The organism is Pseudovibrio exalbescens DSM 16456, from assembly GCF_000422785.1.
Taxonomy (GTDB): Bacteria; Pseudomonadota; Alphaproteobacteria; order Rhizobiales; family Stappiaceae; genus Pseudovibrio; species Pseudovibrio exalbescens.
In genome coordinates this window covers 1-16,217 of record NZ_KE383920.1, presented here as the reverse complement: position 1 = coordinate 16,217, position 16,217 = coordinate 1, and the positions used below count along the sequence as shown (strand labels likewise).

The 16,217-nt window shown below is 55.9% G+C and carries 13 protein-coding genes; 2 read left to right on the top strand and 11 right to left on the bottom strand.

Annotation, left to right across the window (positions count from 1 at the left end):
- Nucleotides 1-18 precede the first annotated feature (18 nt).
- The 4 genes from G512_RS0118750 to G512_RS0118735 all read right to left on the bottom strand — a co-directional run bounded on the left by G512_RS0118750 (nucleotide 19) and on the right by G512_RS0118735 (nucleotide 5,558).
- A complete protein-coding gene (locus G512_RS0118750) occupies nucleotides 19-1,041 on the bottom strand; it encodes an ABC transporter ATP-binding protein (RefSeq protein WP_081657574.1) in 1,023 nt (340 codons plus the stop codon).
- Nucleotides 1,038-2,981 (bottom strand): dipeptide/oligopeptide/nickel ABC transporter permease/ATP-binding protein, encoded by a 1,944-nt coding sequence (locus G512_RS0118745; protein WP_028483032.1) that lies wholly within the window; start codon nucleotides 2,979-2,981, stop codon nucleotides 1,038-1,040. The genes G512_RS0118750 and G512_RS0118745 overlap by 4 nt, the downstream gene beginning before the upstream one ends.
- Entirely contained in the window at nucleotides 2,981-3,925 is a 945-nt protein-coding gene (locus G512_RS0118740; protein WP_028483031.1) for an ABC transporter permease, read from the bottom strand. Before G512_RS0118740 ends, G512_RS0118745 begins: the two co-directional genes overlap by 1 nt.
- A 79-nt stretch (nucleotides 3,926-4,004) precedes the next feature.
- Nucleotides 4,005-5,558 carry an ABC transporter substrate-binding protein gene (locus tag G512_RS0118735; protein ID WP_028483030.1) on the bottom strand — a complete coding sequence of 518 codons (1,554 nt, stop codon included), beginning with the start codon at nucleotides 5,556-5,558 and terminating at the stop codon, nucleotides 4,005-4,007.
- A 145-nt stretch (nucleotides 5,559-5,703) separates the two neighbouring features.
- Here G512_RS0118735 and G512_RS0118730 point away from each other — a divergent pair, with 145 nt between their 5' ends.
- Nucleotides 5,704-6,945 (top strand): Zn-dependent hydrolase, encoded by a 1,242-nt coding sequence (locus G512_RS0118730; RefSeq protein WP_028483029.1) that lies wholly within the window; start codon nucleotides 5,704-5,706, stop codon nucleotides 6,943-6,945.
- Nucleotides 6,946-7,081: 136 nt separating this feature from the next.
- Here the strand turns inward: G512_RS0118730 and G512_RS0118725 are convergent, their stop codons facing one another.
- The 7 genes from G512_RS0118725 to G512_RS0118695 all read right to left on the bottom strand — a co-directional run bounded on the left by G512_RS0118725 (nucleotide 7,082) and on the right by G512_RS0118695 (nucleotide 14,748).
- Nucleotides 7,082-8,227 carry an iron-containing alcohol dehydrogenase gene (locus G512_RS0118725; RefSeq protein WP_028483028.1) on the bottom strand — a complete coding sequence of 382 codons (1,146 nt, stop codon included), beginning with the start codon at nucleotides 8,225-8,227 and terminating at the stop codon, nucleotides 7,082-7,084.
- Entirely contained in the window at nucleotides 8,224-9,606 is a 1,383-nt protein-coding gene (locus G512_RS0118720; RefSeq protein ID WP_028483027.1) for an aldehyde dehydrogenase family protein, read from the bottom strand. Before G512_RS0118720 ends, G512_RS0118725 begins: the two co-directional genes overlap by 4 nt.
- 10 nt (nucleotides 9,607-9,616) lie before the next feature.
- Complete coding sequence (locus G512_RS0118715; protein WP_028483026.1) at nucleotides 9,617-10,981, bottom strand: glutamine synthetase family protein; 1,365 nt, start codon at nucleotides 10,979-10,981, stop codon at nucleotides 9,617-9,619.
- Between the two features lie 68 nt (nucleotides 10,982-11,049).
- Entirely contained in the window at nucleotides 11,050-12,084 is a 1,035-nt protein-coding gene (locus tag G512_RS0118710; RefSeq protein ID WP_028483025.1) for a TRAP transporter substrate-binding protein, read from the bottom strand.
- 57 nt (nucleotides 12,085-12,141) lie between these two features.
- The gene (locus G512_RS0118705; RefSeq protein ID WP_028483024.1) at nucleotides 12,142-13,467 is read right to left on the bottom strand and encodes a TRAP transporter large permease; all 1,326 of its coding nucleotides are present in this window, start codon (nucleotides 13,465-13,467) and stop codon (nucleotides 12,142-12,144) included.
- Nucleotides 13,457-13,966 (bottom strand): TRAP transporter small permease subunit, encoded by a 510-nt coding sequence (locus G512_RS0118700; protein ID WP_028483023.1) that lies wholly within the window; start codon nucleotides 13,964-13,966, stop codon nucleotides 13,457-13,459. The genes G512_RS0118705 and G512_RS0118700 overlap by 11 nt, the downstream gene beginning before the upstream one ends.
- Nucleotides 13,966-14,748 carry an N-formylglutamate amidohydrolase gene (locus G512_RS0118695; protein ID WP_028483022.1) on the bottom strand — a complete coding sequence of 261 codons (783 nt, stop codon included), beginning with the start codon at nucleotides 14,746-14,748 and terminating at the stop codon, nucleotides 13,966-13,968. Before G512_RS0118695 ends, G512_RS0118700 begins: the two co-directional genes overlap by 1 nt.
- Nucleotides 14,749-14,862: 114 nt before the next feature.
- Here G512_RS0118695 and G512_RS0118690 point away from each other — a divergent pair, with 114 nt between their 5' ends.
- On the top strand, nucleotides 14,863-15,768 hold the full coding sequence (locus G512_RS0118690) for a MurR/RpiR family transcriptional regulator (RefSeq protein WP_228130542.1): 906 nt from the start codon (nucleotides 14,863-14,865) through the stop codon (nucleotides 15,766-15,768).
- Nucleotides 15,769-16,217 lie beyond the last annotated feature (449 nt).

Sequence of the window (16,217 nt, the reverse complement as noted above, 5' to 3'; positions counted from 1 at the left end):
ATTATGCCTTTCAGGATGTTAGATAGTCCGTGACAAGGGATGAAAGCAAGCTGCCGAGTGGTCTCTATCAACGCCAATGTCCTGAGACAGCTCCGGTTTTACAGAGGTGCATTGCGCCGTGGCATAAGTGCAGCGCGCTGCGAAAGCACATCCCGGTGGCGGGTTCAATGGATCCGGCAACTCGGCGTAGGCATCCTCGGAGGTGAGATCTCGCCGGCCCGGAACTGGAACAGACTTCATCAACAACGCGGTATAGGGATGCAGTGGGGCGGAGAACACACCTTCAGCCGGCCCCAGTTCCGCTGTTCGCCCAAAGTACATGACGGCGATTCGATCGCTCACCGCTTCGACCACAGACAGGTCATGGCTGATGAACACGTAGGTCAGGCCGTAGCGCTGTTTCAGATCATCAAGCAGGTTGAGAACTTGAGCCTGAACCGAAACGTCCAAAGCAGACACAGGTTCATCCAAAACCAGAAGCTCCGGCCCTGCGGCCAATGCACGGGCAATGCCGATGCGTTGAGCCTGCCCGCCGGAGAACTCGTGGGGATAGCGCTCTAGAAACTCCGGCGCCAAATTCACAGCCTCAAGAAGCTCTCGCAATCGGGCTTGCCGACCGCTCGCATCCAGATCCGTCAGATGCTTCAGGGGACTTTCCAGAATGCGGCCGATGGTCTTTCTAGGGTTCAGCGAGGATACCGGGTCTTGAAAAATGTACTGCACCTTGCGAGCCAAGGCGCGCCGGTCCTGACGCACCAAGGCGCTCAGGTCCTGGCCATCAAAATAGATCGCGCCATCAGTCGGTTGGTCGAGCCCTACGATCATGCGGGCCAGAGTCGACTTGCCGCATCCAGATTCACCTACGATGCCAAGTGTTTCCCCGCGTTTTACATCCAGGGTCACCCCCTGTACTGCATGAACCGTCGGTGCGCGCCCGCCAAAAAGCCGCGGCTCGCCACCGAAGTGTCGTTCCACCTGTTTCATGGCCAGCAAGGAGGAGGCCGAACCGACAGGTGTCTCATTTGACCGCACCAAACTCATATTTTTGTGTCCTCTTTCAAAGGGAAAAGGCACCGAACACCCCGCTCCGGCGTGCTCATCACAAGATCAATATCGGCCGTGCGACACGCCGCTTGGACTCGCGGACAGCGGTCCGCGAAGGCGCATCCATCCGGCAAATTGTTGACCAGTGGCGGGCGTCCTTCAATTGCGTCAAGCCGCCGATCCGGTTCCCCCAGAACCGGCACACATTCAATGAGCTTGGCGGTATAGGGATGCTGAGGACTGTTCAACACCTCTTCAGTTGTGCCCGTTTCAACAATGCGCCCGGCATACATCACCGCCACCCGATCACACAGCGCGGAGACGACGCCAAAATCATGCGTGATGAACAAAATGGCCGCATTTCGTTCCCGGCGCAGTCGGTTGAGCAGTGACAGGATCTGCGATTGCACAGTCACATCAAGCGCCGTGGTCGGCTCATCTGCGATGATAACCTTGGTCTGATTGGCCAGTGCCATGGCAATGCAGACCCTCTGCCGCATCCCTCCGGACAGTTCGTGCGGATAGGCCGACAGGCGATCTTTGGGGTTTGGAATTCGCACCAACGAAAGAAGCTCAACCGCCCGTTCTTGCGCCTGAGACTTGGTCAATGACTGGTGAGCTTGAATGGCTTCAACCAATTGATGCCCGATGGAGAACAGCGGATGCAGAGTAGACAAAGGATCCTGGAATACATAGGCGACCGAGCCGCCACGCAAATCCCTGATCCTTTGATCAGAAGCCGCAAACAGATCCTCGCCATCCAGATAGGCGGCACCCTCGACAATGCGCCCGGGAGGGGTTGGCACCATTCCCATGACGGACATGGCCGTTACAGACTTGCCGGATCCGGACTCACCCACAACGCCCAGACACTCCCCTTCTTTCAAGTGCAGATCGACACCACCAACTGCCTTGTAAATGGACGACCCGATCTGAAACTCGGTTTTCATGCCGCGAATGTCCAAAAGACGGTCTTCTGCACCTGGTGCTGGAACGGGCTTTCCAGGATCACGAGTGACTGCCGTGCGTGCGACCGGGCGGGTGAGAGAACCGGCACGCAGGCGCGGATCGAGAACATCACGAATGCCGTCCCCAAACAGATTGATACTCATGACAAGGACAAAAATCATCAGGCCGGGCACGATGGACACATGCGGTGCGGTGAACAGGATTTTCCTGCCCTCACCCAACATGGAGCCAAGATCGGCTTGCGGTGGCTGGGCCCCCAGACCGAGAAACGAAAGACCAGCGGTTTCGAGGATCATCCAGCCCACAGTGGTGGACATGGTCACCACGATGACCGGCATGACATTCGGAAGGATTTCGGTGAACAGAATCTGGATCGGGGTTTTACCAGAAAGCCGGGCAGCATCTACAAATTCGCGCCGGGCCAACCCCAGCGCAACACCGCGAATGTTTCTTGCAAAGAAAGGGATGTTGACCAACGCGATGGCGTAGAGCGCATTCAAAAGGCCGGGGCCCAACACCGCAACGATGGCGAGCGCCAGCAAGATATAGGGGAATGCCATCACCATATCGATACCGCGCATGAGCACGTTATCAACCCGGCCTCCGGCATATCCAGCTACCAAACCAATCAAAGACCCGAAAAAGGCGGCAATAAAGGTCGCCGAAAGGCCAACGGCCAACGAAACGCGAGTGCCCCAAACAAGGCGAGACAGCAGATCTCGCCCCAAATGATCCGTGCCCAACAAGTGATCGGGACTGAGGGGCGGCAGCAGACGCTGTGCCGGTGCCGTCACATCCGGATCCGGAAGTGGCAGGATCGGCGCGGCCAAAGCAATCAGACAGACGAGGACAAGCAAAGCAAGCCCGGTTGCTGCCAGCGTATTGTTCAGCAACAAAGCAATTGTTCCCGGCCGGGAGGACTTGCTGCGGGATTTGGTTTTCACGGTGCTATCAGCCACTGCAGTCATCAACGCAACCTCGGATCCAGAAGTGATTGGACGACATCAGCCATCAGATTGAAGAGGACATAGGAAGCAGCGACGATAAGGACGCCCCCTTGTACCAACAGCAAGTCTCTCGTTGAAATGGCTGTGACCAACATGGACCCGATCCCGGGCCATTGAAAAACCGTTTCGATGTAAACAGCTCCGCCGATAACAAATCCGGCCTGAATGCCGATGACCGGAACAACGCTGACCAATGCGGCCTTGAAAGCGTGTTTGTATATGACCTTGCGCTCGCTCAGCCCCTTGGCGCGGGCGGTTCTGATATAATCCTGTCGTAAAACTTCCAGCATGGCTGTTCGGGTGAGCCGGGCGATGACACCGGTTGCCACTACGGACAACGTGAACGCGGGCATCGCAAGATGGTGAAGCAGGTCCGGCAGATCTCCGCCGCCGTAAATCGCATACATGCCTGAAGCCGGAAACAACCGAACCTTGACTGCGAAGAACAAGATCATCAGAAGGCCGAGCCAGAACGATGGTGTCGAGATCCCAACCAGAACCAAAAGCGTGATCATCTTGTCGGCCCAGCCATACTGGCGAACGGCCGAAATGATACCGGCAATCAACCCCAGCACTGAACATAGCAGTAGTGCCGTTCCTGCAAGGATGAGCGTCGCCGAGAACCGCTCCAAGACCTCATCCAGAACGGGCCGATTCAAGGTATACGAGCGACCGAGGTCTCCTTGAAGCAGATTGCCAACCCAAATGAAATACTGCTCGACAAGCGTTTTATCGAGCCCAAGATCCTGATTGAGCTTCGCCACGTTTTCCGGTGTTGCATAAGAACCGAGAATGGCGGTTGCCGGATCCCCCGGTATCATGGCCATGATCAAGAACACGATAATGGTAAGGCCGAACAGAACGGGGATCGCCGTCAATAGACGTTTCAATATGTAGGCGGACAAGGCAGCACCCTCGCTGGCATCAAAAACAAACTCCGGCAGCACATGGCGGCGCCGCCGGAGTCACGCGATAAAAGCGTGTTTACTTTTTCACGTCCTGAAGCATCAGGAAGAAGGACGGCTGAAGCTTAAAGTCCTTGACTTCAGCACGGGTAACGGCGTTCTGCTTCCAGTTTGCCACGAATACCCACGGGGCATCTTCCTGCACGATCTCCTGCATCTGCTTGTAGAGCTGAGCGCGCTTTTCCTGATCGGTTTCGCGCCGCGCTGCTTCAAGCAAGGTGTCCACCTCCGGATTGGAATAGTAGCCTGAGTTGAACCCTCCCTTGTCTGGGAAAGCATCGGAGCGCAAAGCCAGGAACGGTAGCGTATCAGGATCGTTGGTCATCCAGGCCATTTCGGCCATGTTGGCCTTGCCTTCCAGACCCGGGTTCACTTTGCCCAGGAAGGTGTTCCATTCGTAAGTCTCTATCTTTACGTCCATCCCGACAGCTTCAAGATCGGCCTGAATGGCCGTTCCCATGGCAATCGGATCCAGCATGCCGGAGCCGCCTTCGGTCACGTAGAACGTAACTTCTTCACCGTCGTATCCGGCCTCCGCCAAAAGTTCCTTGGCTTTGGCAGGATCATAGGGGTATGGCTCCAGCGCTTCGTTATATGCCCATGCAAACGCGGGAGGTGTCGGGCCGGCAGCCACGTCCGCGGTCCCTTGCAGAATGTTCTCCACCAAAGCCGTCTTGTTGATCGCATAATTGGCTGCCTGACGCGCTGCCTTGACATTGAACGGCGCTTCCTTGGCATTCAGGATCAAGAACCAGACGTGTGGCCCAGCCTGCTCATGCACGGCATACGCATTGTCGCCCTTGAACTGCTGCAAGCTGTCCGGTGGAACCTCCACCATGATGTCCAGACCGCCCGACAACATTTCCGCAACACGGGTGTTGGCATCCGTGATGGGGCGATAGATGACGGCTTCCAGAGCCGGTGCACCATCCCAGTACTCTTCATTGCGGACAGCAACAACCTTGGCGTTGGCTTCCCATTCGCCGAACTTGTAGGCGCCGGTGCCGGTTGGATGACGGCCAAAGTTCTCTCCATATTCCGCCACGGCCGTCGGAGAAACGATCAGCCCAGTGGGATAGGCCAGATTGGACAGGAACGGCGCATATGGCTCGGACAGATTGAAGGCAACTGTAAACTCGTCAACAACTTCAACATCTTCGACCGATGAAAAGAAGAATGCCAGCGGGAACGGCCCAGTGTCGTGATATGGATGATCTTCGTTGAGCATGCGATCAAAATTGAACTTCACCGCTTCTGCATCAAACGCCGACCCGTCATGGAAAGTCACCCCTTCACGCAGCTTGAAGGTATAGGTTGTCCCATCTTCGGAGATGGTCCAGCTTTCGGCGAGCGCAGGCTCCACCTCAAGTGTCCCGTCCTTGTAACGAACCAACCCGTCGTACATGTTCATCAGAATGCGGAAGTCATTCACCGCGGTAACAGCATGTGGGTCCAGTGACTTGGGTTCGGCAATCTGACCGACCACAAGAACGTTGGGCGGAATCTGCGCGGTTGCGGCAGGCGCAAACGCCAGAAAGGCCGAGGCGAGCACCCCAGCAATAAACTTTCTCATGACTTGTTCCCCTGGTTATTTATGAAAATAATTATTCATAATTAATTGTCCTCATGCAATCTTTAATTCATAATAAAACCAAATCTGAAGTTGCACCTCACCTCCGACAATCGCTTAACCTGTTCCCAACTATGGAGAAATCCGTATGAAACACGCCACAGTTTCCGTGGATGGCACCCGCCTCAAAAGCCTGCTTGATGGCGTCAATCAGTTCGGATTCTCACCGGAGACAGGTGGATACAACCGGCTGGCTTTTTCAGAATCAGACATGGCATGCCGAAACTGGTTCATGGAAAAAATGCAGGCTGAAGGCTTGGACGTGCGGATGGATCCGGTCGGCAACGTTTTCGGAAGGTTCGGGCCTGCAGACGGACCTTGTGTGATTGTTGGCTCTCATCTGGACACGGTGGCTGATGGCGGCGCGTTCGACGGGTCGCTGGGCGCTTGTGCAGCGCTGGAAGCAGCACTTGCGCTACGCGATGCCAACTACGCCCCAAGCTGCGCCATTGAAGTGGTGGCAACCTCAGAGGAAGAAGGCCGGTTCGGAGGCATGTTGGGCTCTCAAGCCATGACCGGACAGGCGAGTCTGGACTGGGTCAATTCGGCCCGAGATTCAGATGGCGTACTGCTTAAGGAGGCCATGAGGGTCGCCGGACTTGATTGGGCGCGTGTTCCTGAAGCCCGGCGTAGCCCGCAGGACGTCAAAGCATTTCTGGAACTGCATATCGAACAGGGCCCGGTTCTGGAGCGCGCCGGGTGTGCCATTGGTATTGCTGAAGAAGTCTCGGGCGTATGCTATCTGGAGGTTCAGCTTTCTGGCGTGGCTAATCATTCCGGAACAACGCCCATGGACTTGCGCTGTGACGCTTTTGCCGGCCTCACAGACATTTCAGCCAGTATTCCCGAACTCATAGCAAAATTGGGCACAGAGCAAAGCCGCATCACAATTGGCAAGGTAGATCTGGTACCAAACCACCCGCACACCATTGCTGGGCGAGCCACCTTTTCCATCATCATCCGGGACACCAGTCGGGATGTGATGTGCGCACTGCGTGACGCGATGCAGCGCCGCGCAGAAGACGCGGCGGAGCGCCACGGATTAACCTTTACCCTGACACCAAAAAGCTGGCTGGACCCTCAGAAGCTCGCACTAGAACTCGCCGAAGCCACGGAGCACGCGGTCAAGGAGTTAGGGCTCACCTACCAACGCATGCCCTCTGGTGCCGGGCACGATGCCCAAACCATGCAGACTCTGTGTCCCTCGGGTCTCATCTTCATACCAAGCCAGCGTGGCATCAGCCACAGCCCGGAAGAGTACAGTGTATGGTCCGATATTGAAAACGGGGCGAATGCGCTTCTGCATACTCTCATCAAGCTGACATCATAGCCGTCGCCTACCCCATGATGGGCAGGGACATCACGCCAGTAAAAAGCCCTGGCTCATATGAGCCAGGGCCAGTGCTGCACTTCATCGGAGGCGAAACGCAGCCAGGGTCTCATGACCCTTTCATTATTCAGTAAGATCAGAGCACCTCTTCAAAAAGTTGCTTGACATTTCCGTGGGTTAGCGGCACCGGATTGCCCCCGCACGATGGGTCAGCCAAAGCCCCCTCTATCAGTCGATCCATGTCATAACCTGAGGCACCGAGATCAGAAACTCGCTTGGGAATTCCGAGACTGTCGTTGAAGCGATTGACGAATTCACAAAAACCTTCGAAGCCGCCCTCTACACCCAGATATCCCGCTGCCTTGTCAAACCGCGCGGAGATAACCTGCCTGTTCAGTTGCAAAACTGCCGGCATGCAAATCGCATTGGTCGTCCCATGATGGGTATGATGCATGGCCCCAATGGGATGGCTAAGTGCATGAATGGCCCCTAGGCCCTTCTGGAATGCGGTCGCGCCCATTGCCGCCGCCGACATCATGTGGGCGCGCGCTTCGATATCCGTCCCTTCTTTGTAAGCTCGAGGCAGGTTTTCAATGACAAGGCGCATGCCTTCCAACGCGATGCCTTGACTCATAGGATGATAGTGCGGCGACGAAAACGCTTCAACGCAATGGGCAAAAGCGTCAAGGCCCGTCCCTGCGGTTATCGCAGGGGGCATGCCAACCGTCAGTTCGGGATCACAAATCACCACCGATGGCAAAACCTTGGGATGGAAGATGATCTTCTTCTCCGCAGTTTGCGAGTTTGTAATCACGCTTGCGCGACCGACCTCCGATCCGGTGCCTGCTGTTGTTGGTACCGCGATAATCGGCGCAATTGTCTCCGGGTTTGCGCGAGTCCACCAATCGCCAATATCCTCAAAATCCCAAAGCGGGCGGGTTTGGCCCGCCATGAACGCGACCATCTTGCCAAGATCAAGACCCGAACCACCACCAAAGGCGATAACACCGTCGTGCTGCCCCTCTTTGAAGACCGTTACACCGGCTTCAAGGTTCACTTCATTTGGATTGGGATCAACCTCACTGAAGATCGCACGCCCCAACCCCGCCTCTTCCAATACACCCAGCGTGGACATGGTAACGGGCAATGTTGCCAACCCGCGGTCGGTGACAAGCAAAGGGCGTTTGATGCCCACCTGCGCGCAGGCCTCAGCCAGTTCGCGAATACGCCCAGCCCCAAACTTGATGGCTGTGGGATAAGACCAGTTTCCAACGAGGGTCATGTCGTCACCTTTTTCAGATGATAGGATTTGGGACGTGTGAGGTTGTGGTAGCCAATGACTGAGAGACCACCTCCGCGCCCGGTATTCTTGCATCCGGTCCAGCATAGCCCCGGATCCAGATAGTCCGCCCTGTTCATGAATACAGTGCCGGTTTCAATCTGATCACCAACACGCTCCGCACGCGCCAGGTCCTGCGTCCACAAGCTCGCAGTCAGACCGAACTCACTATCATTCATCAAGGCGATGGCTTCTTCATCGTTCTTGACCGGCATGATGCCAACAACGGGCCCAAAGCTTTCCTCACGCATGACCCGCATGTCATGGGTCACGCCGGTTAGGATCTGCGGCGTGAGGTAAGCCGCCCCATCGTCTTCCGCAAATCTGGCGATGTGCGCCGTGGCCCCGGCTGCGACGGCTTCATCAATCTGAGCGCGTACCTCGGCAGCAAAACGCGTATTGGCCATGGGGCCAATGGTTGTCTCCGCATCAAGCGGATTACCTAACTTGTAGCCATTGACGATTTTCTTCGCCTTATCAACGAAGGCATCAAACAGGCTTTCATGAACGTAGATGCGCTCGATACCGCAACAGCATTGGCCGGAATTGAACATCGCCGCATCAACAAGCGTGTCAACGGCTGCATCGAGGTTGGCATCCTCCATCACATAGCCGGGATCTTTTCCACCCAACTCGGTTCCCACACCGGTGAATGTGCCAGCCGCGGCGCGCTCCATCGCTTGCCCACCGCCAACTGATCCCGTGAAATTCACAAAATCGAAGGCATTGGCCGCAATCAGTTCCGAAGTGGTTTCATGGGACAGGAACAGGTTGGCAAAGACATCCTCAGGGATACCTGCGGCGTGGAACGCTTCGGCCATCCGCTCGCCAACAAGAAGCGTTTGTGTGGCGTGCTTCAGAACCACCGTGTTGCCAGCGATCAATGCCGGCGCAACCGTATTGATGGCCGTCATGTATGGATAGTTCCATGGCGCGACAACAAAAACCACGCCATGAGGCACGCGCTTTATGTATCGCTTGAAAGAGGCGTCTTCGCCTACATCAATATCGGTAAGGGCACTCTTGGCAATCGCTGCCATATGCGTTGCCCGCTCGTTGAACCCTCCGAACTCTCCGCCATATCGCACGGGACGGCCCATCATCCGGGCCAGTTCCGGAACGATGATGTCGTTCATTTCCCCGACACGCGCGACACCAGCCATGACCAGATCAATACGCTCGTCAATCGGTCGCGCTGCCCAGTCGGCCTGCGCAGCACGAAGGGTCGCTATACGCTCGCTTGCCTGCCGAGTTTCCAATGTTTGCCGCTCGGCAACCACGGACCCGTCGATGGGTGAGATGCATGTGAGAGTTTGTGTCATTTGTACCTCATCAGGCGCGTTCAAAACCACGGGCTATTTCGTAGTCGGTGACAACCCGGTCGAATTCTTCGAGTTCCCATTCAGCCGCACGCGCATAATGACTGATCACTTCATCGCCAAATGCTTCTCGCAGCATGGTTGATCGGATCATCGCATCCCGTGCGTCGCGCAGGTTGCGCGGGATATGGTGCTCATCGTCATCAGAATAGGCATCCCCCGAAAACGGTTCAGGCAATTCCAGCTCGTCTTCGATACCCTTCAACCCAGCGGCCAGTTGAGCTGCTTGAGCCAGATACGGGTTCATATCGGAACCGGGTGTGCGGCACTCAACGCGAACACCGGGAGTACCATCGGCAACGAGGCGATACGCAGCCGTGCGATTGTCGACGGACCACACAATTTGCGTTGGTGCGAATGTGCCCCTTGCAAAGCGTTTGTAACTGTTGATGTAGGGAGCCAAAAAGTATGTGTAATCAGCGGCATACTTGATCAGACCAGCCATGTAGTGGTCCATCAGCCGGGATTTACCGAGCGGTCGAGCCGGATCATAAAAAGCATTCTCGCCCTCACGCCACATGGATTGATGGACATGGGCGGCACTCCCCACCTTGTTTACGGCCAGTTTTGGCAAAAACGTGGCTGCATGGCCGTTCATGTGGGCGATTTCCTTGACGGCGTGCTTGGCCAGCGTGTGATGATCTGCGGTCAACAGGGCCTCAGCATACTTGATGTTGAGTTCTTCCTGACCAGCTTCAGCCTCCCCCTTCGTACCCTCCACGGGAATGCCCATCTCCCGCAACTTGTTGCGGATCGGGCGCATCACATGTTCTTCCTTGGAAGTTTGGAAGATGTGGTAGTCCTGATTGTAATTCGAAATAGGCTGCAGGTTTTGGAAGCCGTTTCGTGTGATTTCATCATGCGTGCCATTGAACAGGAAGAATTCCAGTTCCGTCGCCATCACCGGCGTCAATCCCATCGCCTCGGCGCGTGCCACCTGTTTTTGCAAAACGGCGCGCGGCGCGATGGGAACAGGCTGGTGGGTATGATGATCCAACACGTCACAGAGTACCATCGCCGTACCCTCGATCCACGGCACCAGACGAAGCGTGGTCAGATCCGGCTTCATGACATAGTCACCGTATCCCTGCTGCCAGCTTGTCGACGCGAAACCATCGGGTGTGGCCATCTCAAGGTCTGTCGCCAGAAGGTAGTTGCAGCAGTGGGTCTCGTCCTCCGCCATTTCAAGAAAGGCTTCGGCATGGAACCGCTTGCCCATCAACCGACCCTGAATATCCACGATGCAGGTCAGCACCGTATCAATGTTGCCATCGGCAATGAGACCTTGCAATGTATCTAGATTGAGTTGCCCGTTCATTGAGTGCTCTTTCATGGGGAGCTCCTGAATGCTTGACCGCATTCAGGAGCCATCCGGTCTCACAAGGATCAGGTGTAGCGGTATGGACGCCCTGCTTTTTGCATGTCGGCGTTATACTTCTTGAAGATCTCTACGACCTTGGCCTTGGTTTCAGACTCTTCGGCAATCTCATCCCAGAAAGACAAGGCGGCCTCTTCCACTTGTGCCCATTCTGCATCTGGAATGGAGGTCAGTTCCATTTTTGTGCCGTTGACGCGCAGGTTCGCTTCGCCGCCCCAGTACCACCATTGGCGATAGTAGTGCGACTGATCACAACAGACCTGGAACAGGGTGCGCAGATCCTCTGGCAGCTCATTCCAGCGTTCCATGTTGGCAAAGAAAGAGCCAGCCCAAGCACCCGAGATGTTATTGGTGAGGAAGTAGTTGGTCACATCCGCCCAGCCGACCGTGTAGTCTTCCGTGATGCCTGACCAGGCAACCCCATCCAGCTCTCCGGTCTGAACAGCAACCTCAATGTCTTCCCAAGGCAAAGTTACTGGCACAACACCGAAGCGGGACAGGAACCGACCAGCCGTTGGGAAGGTGAAGACACGCTTGCCCTTCAGGTCTTCCAGCGACCGGATCGGATCCTTGGTAGCAAAGTGGCAAGGATCCCACGCCCCGGCTGAAATGTGTTTTACGCCCACCTTGGAGTATTCAGCATCCCAGATTTCTGCCAGGCCGTACTGGTTGAACAGGACAGGCACATCCAGTGAATAGCGGGAGGCAAATGGAAAGTAGCCACCGAACACGGCAACTTCAGTCGGCGATGCCATTGAGTCATCGTCGGACTGGACAGCGTCAATCGTGCCGCGCTGCAGCGCCCGGAAAAGCTCTCCGGTCGGCACCAGCTGATCTGCAAAGAACAACTCGATCTGCATACGGTCGCCGGCGATCTTGTTGAACATGTCAATGGCTGGCTTGATGACATGCTCGGCCAGTGCCGGACCGGCATAGGTCTGCATCCGCCAGCGAATGGTGGACTGGGCCAGTGCCGGGGTTGCCAGTGGTGCGGCGGCAAGGCCGACACCTGCGGTTTTCAGAAACTTGCGTCTTGTTGTCATAACGAGACTCCCTTGGAAGGTTGAGTTTTCTGGCCTTTTGGCAAAGCTCTCTTTTGGTTAGTTCTGATAGATGGTTTCAGGTAGCCACAACGCGATCTGCGGAAAAATCATCACCAGCGACAAAGCCAGTACCATCACCAGAACAAAAGGAAGGATGGAGCCGTAAATGTCGCGCAGCGTGATTTCCGGTGGCGCCATGGCGCGCATGAGGAACAGGTTGTAGCCGAATGGCGGTGTCATGTAGGCGATCTGCGTGGTGATGGTGTAAAGGACGCCGTACCAGACCAGATCAAAGCCCAAGACCTTGACCAACGGCACGTAAAGGGGCGCCACGATAACCAACATGGCCGTATCATCAAGGAAGGTACCCATGATGATGAAGCTCAGTTGCATGAGGATCAGGATCATCCACGGGCTGAGGCCCAGCTGCTCGGTAAACAAATCGCGGATGGCATTCACGGCACCCAGACCGTCGAAAACGGCGCCAAAGGCCAGTGCGGCAAGGATGATCCACATGAACATGCAGGAGATGCCCAGGGTTTGACGAAGCGAGGTTTCAAAGACCTCACGTGTCATGCGTCCCTTCAGAACGGCAGCGGCAAAAGCTGCCAGTGCCCCGATAGCAGAGCTTTCCACCAAGGAGGTCCAGCCATTGACGAACGGCACCATCATTGACGCGAAAATGCCAACCGGCAGCAGGCCTGCGCGCAACAAGGCAAGCTTCTCGCCCAGAGGCAGATCCCGATCTTCCTTGCTGAGCACCGGTCCCAGCTCCGGGTTCAATCGGCAGCGGATCACAATGTAGAAGATGAACATGGTCGCCATCATCAGACCGGGAATGGCACCAGCCAGCCAAAGCTGGCCGACCGGCTGCCGAGCGATCATGGCATAGAGCACCAGCACCACTGAAGGCGGCACCAGAATGCCCAGTGAGGACCCCGCCTGGATGACGCCGGTGACCATTCGCTTGTCATAGTTCCGTTTGAGCAGTTCTGGCAGAGCAACAGTGGCACCAATGGCCATGCCTGCAACGGACAAGCCATTCATGGCGGAAATCAACACCATCAGACCGATTGTGCCGATCGCCAACCCACCCTGAACACCGCCCATCCAGACATGAAACATACGGTAAAGATCATCTGCGATGCGGGATTCCGAAAGCACATAGCCCATGAAAATGAACATGGGCAGGGTGAGAAGCGGGTACCACTTCATCAGCTTCATGGCGCTTGAAAACGCGATGTCATAACCGCCCCGATCGCCCCATAGCGCCAGAGCGGCGACAACCGCCACAAAGCCGATAGCACCGAACACACGCTGGCCCGTCAGCAACATGGCCATCATGGTGGCAAACATGAAAATGGCAATCATCTCATAGGACATCGATGCCCCCTTTCGTTCGCAGGCGCAGGATGTCCTTGAATAGTTCCGCAATGGCCTGCAGCAGCATGAGGACAATGCCGAAGCACATGATCACCTTGATCGGCCAAAGATAGGGGCGCCACGCCGTTGGGCTTCGTTCACCGCCGTACTGAAAGGAATAAATCGTGCTGTCGATGCCACCCCAAAGCAGCACGGAAAGGTAGAAGATAAGAAACAGCACTGTAATACAGTCTACGACAGCCTTGCGACGGACGCTCCAGCCTCCATAGAGCAGATCCATCCGTACGTTGGCGCCCATCTGAATGGAATACGGCCCGCCCAGAATGTAATAGGCGACCATGGCAAACTGAGCCATTTCCAGTGTCCATAAAGATGGATTGAAGAATGTTTTAGAGATGGAGGACCAAAGCAGAATGGCCATGATGACGAAGATGCCATACATGGCAACCCGACCAATACGCCGGTTGATCCTCTCGACGAAGCGAATGTAAAGCTCCATCAGGACGTGCTCCTTCCTTCTTGCGATCGCGAGAGGCTGGCTAATGCCGTCCGCAGTACCCCGGCCAAGTGGCTGGCCATGGAATGCGCCGCTTCCTGTGTCAGGATCAAATCGTTGCGGATCTCAATCATGGTGGAGGACAGACCGTTCGCTTCCGCATGCTTTCGCAAGGTGTAGGTCACACCATCTCCCGGCCCGTACGGTTCATTCAAAGCTGCGCTATACTGGCCCTTGGTCTGCTCCGTCGTGCACGCCGCTTCACTGAGATCACTTCGGGTATCGTAAAGGTATCCAATCTCAACAGATCGCCGCTCACCATGATATACTGGCGTAAAGCTGTGAACGGTGACCAGCACGATGGGCTCGGCCAGCGCCCGCTGTTGTTGGGTGATCGCATTTGCAAGCGTGGTATGAAAAGGCTCATGAACGAGAGCAAACCGCCGGTCTTTTTCCTGGTCGGTCAAAGCAGCATTGCCGGGGATCTCAAAGATTTCACTACGGGCGGGAACGCAGTCGGAGGCTTCCGGGGGGCGGTTGCAATCATAAACCAACCGCGACACGCCGCCAAAGATCAGCGGCGCCTTGAGCAGATCACACAGCTTTTCAGCCACGTGGAGCGCGCCGGGATCCCACGCTGCGTGAGAAATCCGCGCGGCCTCATCCAAGCCCAGATTATTCAATTCAACCGGTATATGACGGGAGGCATGCTCGCACGCAAGTACGATCGGAGAGCGCCCAAACACACCCCGCACGCCTACCGGCGACCAATTATCGTCCGGCATAGTTATCTCACTTAGGTTCTTTTTCTTACCCCTCTTACGTAACAGTAATTACAGAATATATTTCTTTGTCAATAATTTTTCTGTATACTATATTACAATGAGAGATTGATCAGCGTGTTAGGCAAGTGGATGGATGAAAAGCCCCTCGTCAGGGATCTGGTGAAAGCACACTCCCGTCAATTCACCCCGGCAGAGCGCCGCGTTGCACCGTTTTTTCAAGGTGAATCGCTGGAGGTTGCGCTACAATCCATCACGAAGCTGGCCGAGGCGGCGGAGGTCTCCACGCCTACCATTGTGCGATTTGCGCGCAAGCTGGGCTTCGACGGGTTTCATGATATGCAAAACGCCATCAGGGCGGAATTGGCCGATCGGATCAAGAAGCCCTTGGCAAAGCTTGAGGCCGCAGAGATGGCCGGCCAGCAGGACCACATTCTCAACCGCTTTGCTCAGCAAGCAGTCAGTAATATCAATCGCACCCTATCCCATCTGGATTTGGCCGCATTCGATGATGTTACGGAAGAACTCGCGGACACAAGCAAAGCTGTGTATCTGCTGGGAGGTCGGATAACCCGCGCAAATGCGCAAAATTTTTTCAATCACTTGCAGATTATTCGGCCCGGCGTCACCCTGATGGACTCCTCGCCAAATGTTTGGCCTCAGACGCTGCTGGATTTCACGGCAGACACAGTGCTGGTGTTGTTTGACATACGGCGCTACGAAAAAGATCTGGAGCGCCTTGCATCGCTTGCCGTGGGTCAGGGCGCTCGAATCATCCTGTTTACGGATCAGTGGGGCTCACCCATCGAAAAGCAGGCCTCGGCCTCTTTCCGCGCTATGGTTGAGGCCCCCTCGGCCTGGGATTCATCACTGGCATTGAACCTGATCGTAGAGGCCATGATCGCGCAAATCCAGAAACGTCATGCCAGCCGCAGCACGGAGCGCATCAAGACGCTCGAGGAGATGCTGGGTGAAACACCTATATTCAGAGATCTTGGCAAAACCGAGGATGATGTCAGTTGACGAGGCTGCAACAGGTCACACCTGCACACGCCCTCCGATGCGACTGAAAATTTCGCCCGCCCCCTCCCGTTGCCTCATTTGTCATCCCGCGCTTGACGCGGGATCCAGCGGAGCGGTGGCCAGGTTCTCCGGGCTTGGTGGCTTTGGATGCCGGATCTGTGTCCCGCATGAAGCGGGTGGTAGTGGTCGCTCGGCCTATTTTATTGTGAAGCCGCTGATTGTTGCATCCCTCCTCATATGCCCTTGCCGGGGCTTTATCCTCTTTCCCGCTTTCCTTTCGTTGCCTCATTTGTCCTCCCGCGCTTGACGCGGGATCCAGCGGAGCGGTGGCCAGGCTCTCCGGGCTTGGTGGCTCTGGATGCCGGATCTGCGCGGCGCATGTCCGGCATGACATCGGTGGGTGATGGCAGACGGATACGGGTTCACCGAGGAACTGCCCCAGGTCGTCA